Below are 3,326 nucleotides of genomic sequence, written 5' to 3'. Positions count from 1 at the left end.
AACTTGTCCTCGCAGCTGATGTGCGAGTTGCTGACAAAATTGATCAATGTCTTGATCACGGCGAATTTTCACGTGCTTTTGAAGCGAACTTAATCATTACAACAGATTGTGTTGAGCTCGGCGACGTTCTTGCGAACAACGATTTAGGCCGCCAAACAAACAGCCAAATCACAATTGCGGATTTGACCGGATTAGCAAGCCAGGACATAGCCGCCGCCCGCACAATCCTGGAGACCAAAGGCATCATCTAACTGCTAGTGTGGCTATATTTCTTTCAGGTAGTTGTAAATCGTTGCCCGGCCCAATCCGATGACGCGGGCAACATAGTTTACGGAGTGTTTTGCCGAAAAAGCGTTCTTGTTATTGAGTGCTAAAACGAGTGCCTTCTTCTGATCGCGCGACAATCGATCTACACTTGAGTTATGTTCGGCCGCCCAATTGGTGATGAACTCATTGATGTGTTCATGCCAATCTTCATTGAACAGGTTTGCCGGTTTGTCGTCGCTCACGGGCAAATTCATCAGGTTCGTCAAAAGCTGCCGTGCCTGATCGAATTGGGACAGGTCCATATTGATGCAAACAAGCGCGGCCGGCCTTTGTTGGGCGTCACGCATGACCAAGCTAATTGACTTTATTCGGCGACCATCCCAATTCAGCTTCTCATATGGTCCGATCACCTGTTCGTCGGGGACAAAATCGATTTCTTTCAAATTCGAGGGATCCCCGATTGCGCGCTTAGAAAAATTGTTGGCGATATATTGGACGGTTTCGGTGCGAATGTCGTGAACGATCACTTCCGCATTGGGTGAAAGCAATGTTGCCACGGCATCAGCCATGCCTTTGGCATTCTCGAATGTTGTTTTGTCGGTCAATCGTTCAACCCGCGTGTAAATTCTTGCAACTGGTTTAGGCCCGCCTTTAAATGATTTGCAGGCGCGCCAACGCCAATCCTGATGTAGCCGTCCATACCATAGCAATCACCGGGCAGCAGCATAATTGATCTCTCCGTGCGCATGCGGTGCACCAATTCGGTTGAATTGATGTTCATGGAATATCTAACAAATGCCATGCCGCCAGCTTGCGGCAGTTGACATGAATAGTTTTCACTATTGTTGCTTACCCACTCAGCCAGCATCGCCACGTTTTGGTTGAGTATGGTGCGGCTACGCGCCAAAATTTGTGCGCGCTTTTGGGGTTGAACGACAATGTTAGCAGCATATTCGCTGACAGAGCTTGTTGTGATCGACGTGTAGTCCTTGCAGTGCCAAGCGCGCGCTATGACGTCAATTGGTCCACTGAGCCAGCCAACCCGCAAACCGGGCAGGGCCATGGCTTTAGACAAGCCGTTTGTGGCGATTCCTTTGTCATAAATATCTGCGATGCTGGGCCCTTCATTGCCATCAAGTTCGGAGCCCTTATAGACTTCATCCGCGTGGACATAGATGTCGTGAGCCCGCGCCAGTTCCACGATTTGTTCCAGCGTCTCTAGTGGCATTATACTGCCCGTAGGATTGTTTGGCGAACAATAGGTGATCATCTTAGTTTTGGACGTCACGGCGGCTTTCAATTCATCCATATCTGGTAGCCAGCCAAGTTCCTCGCGCAACGGCACTTCAACAACTTTGACGTTCAAGGCTTTCGCCCAGCCCCAAATTTGCAGGTAATTGGGAACGATCACCACCAACTCGTCGCCCGGGTTCAGCATCCCCATAACCAAAATAAAGTTAGCCTCTGCTGAGCCGTTGGTGACAATCACATTGTCTTCGGTTTTGTCTTTGTAGAGGCGCGAAATTGATTGGCGAAGTTCCACGCCGCCATTTGTCCAGCCGTAGCCAAGTTCGACATCCAACAATTTACTGATTTGTTCTTCGTTCAGAAGCTCACGCAATGTGTAAGGGTGAACCCCGCTATCAGATAAATTATAGTCGACAGTGTTCTCGTAAAGCGATTGTATGCGCTCAATTGAAAATTCAACAATGTCCATCGGTTCCTCCAAGTTGATTTCAATATAACGTTGATCAATTGAGATGAAAAGTCTAAAATAGACAAAATATACATTGAGGCCATTGCCGTTTCGCATGTGGTAGAAATAGGGAACTATTATGATTGATGAATGTTACGTTTCGGCAGCCAATTCGGTGCGCGCACGCGCGCGCATTTCTGCGCATATTTATGTTACCCCGTGTTTGCCCTCAAAATCGATCGGCAACGAGCTGGGATGCACGCTGCACTTCAAAGCGGAGAACTTCCAGCATACCGGCTCCTTCAAGTTGCGCGGCGCACTCAGCAAGCTTTCAACGCTTTGTGCTAACCAGAAAGTTGTGACCGCGAGTTCGGGCAACCATGGAATTGCATCTTCATACGCTGCATCCATTCTTGGCCATAATCTAACAGTTTATCTTCCAAAAAATGTGTTGCCGCAAAAATTGCAGAAAATTCAGTCGTTTGGCGTAGAGGTTATCATTGCCGGGGATGATGCAGGACATTCAGAAGTTATTGCACGAGCGGCGGCAGAAAAAGACGACGATGTCCTTTATGTCTCGCCCTATAACGACGCCGACATATTTGCCGGGCAAGGCACAATTGGCTTGGAAATTCTCGAGCAGGTACCCCAGGTCGATAATGTATTCATTTCGTTGGGCGGGGGTGGCTTGGTCAGTGGCATCGGCTCGGTGCTGAAAACCTTTGGCGACGGCATCAACATTATTGGTGTTTCAGCAAAGAATTCAGCAGCATTGCACGCGGCCATAAGAAACGGCAAAGTAATCGATGTGGACCATTTGGATACGCTGGCAGACGGCGTCGCAGGGGCGATGGATGTGGGCAGCATAACCCTGCCTATAGCATTAGATGTTATTGACGACCTGATCGTATGCGACGAAGACGAGATATCAGCCAGCCTCAAAATGCTCGCCCGCAAAGAACATCAAATCGTCGAAGGAGCCGCGGCGCTTGCGCTTGCCGGTCTCGTGCAACAGGCGGAGAAGTATCGCGGGCAGAATAATGTTGTATTGTTGTGTGGTGCGAATTTTGATGAAAACAAAATTATTCCATTGATTTAAAAGGACGTCCAATGACTGCTGCACCGCAAAAGCCAGAATACAAGTTGAAATCGTTGAGCAACGGCAAAACTGTTTTGTTTCTTATGGCGACGGCGGCTGAGTACTTGAGTGATCTGAAGCAGTTGATTGATCCGGTTATCATTGGCGTAGGGCCGGTGGAAGCGGCGGTAAATACAGGGCGAATTCTGGCAAACGTTGATCGATTGCCTGACTACGTCATTCTTTTAGGTTCTGCTGGCTCGGCAACATTGGGCCAAGGGGAAG

Annotated in this window: 3 protein-coding genes and 2 pseudogenes; 3 read left to right on the top strand and 2 right to left on the bottom strand. The window is 48.8% G+C overall.

The window, feature by feature from the left end:
- Positions 1–251: pseudogene (locus ACJAZW_RS15390) on the top strand (ornithine cyclodeaminase family protein); the annotation flags it as partial.
- 12 nt (positions 252–263) lie between these two features.
- Here ACJAZW_RS15390 and ACJAZW_RS15385 read toward each other — a convergent pair.
- Together ACJAZW_RS15385 and ACJAZW_RS15380 are read right to left on the bottom strand one after the other, a co-directional pair.
- Positions 264–872: a helix-turn-helix transcriptional regulator gene (locus ACJAZW_RS15385; protein ID WP_415159684.1), complete on the bottom strand. Its 609-nt coding sequence runs from the start codon at positions 870–872 to the stop codon at positions 264–266.
- On the bottom strand, positions 869–1,984 hold the full coding sequence (locus ACJAZW_RS15380) for an aminotransferase class I/II-fold pyridoxal phosphate-dependent enzyme (RefSeq protein WP_415159682.1): 1,116 nt from the start codon (positions 1,982–1,984) through the stop codon (positions 869–871). The genes ACJAZW_RS15385 and ACJAZW_RS15380 overlap by 4 nt, the downstream gene beginning before the upstream one ends.
- A 118-nt stretch (positions 1,985–2,102) precedes the next feature.
- Here ACJAZW_RS15380 and ACJAZW_RS15375 point away from each other — a divergent pair, with 118 nt between their 5' ends.
- Positions 2,103–3,062: a pyridoxal-phosphate dependent enzyme gene (locus ACJAZW_RS15375; RefSeq protein WP_415159680.1), complete on the top strand. Its 960-nt coding sequence runs from the start codon at positions 2,103–2,105 to the stop codon at positions 3,060–3,062.
- An 11-nt stretch (positions 3,063–3,073) separates the two neighbouring features.
- Positions 3,074–3,326 (top strand): annotated as a pseudogene (locus tag ACJAZW_RS15370) (5'-methylthioadenosine/S-adenosylhomocysteine nucleosidase); the annotation flags it as partial.

It is taken from the genome of Maritalea sp. (genome assembly GCF_047634455.1).
Classification (GTDB): domain Bacteria; phylum Pseudomonadota; class Alphaproteobacteria; order Rhizobiales; family Devosiaceae; genus Maritalea.
The sequence above is the reverse complement of the archived record's forward strand: the minus strand, read 5'-3'. Positions and strand labels throughout refer to the sequence as shown.

Excerpts from the sequence above, each read along its gene's own strand:
- ACJAZW_RS15380 (WP_415159682.1), bottom strand. The coding sequence starts at position 1,984 with ATGGACATTGTTGAATTTTCAATTGAGCGCATACAATCGCTTTACGAG.
- ACJAZW_RS15375 (WP_415159680.1), top strand. The coding sequence starts at position 2,103 with ATGATTGATGAATGTTACGTTTCGGCAGCCAATTCGGTGCGCGCACGC.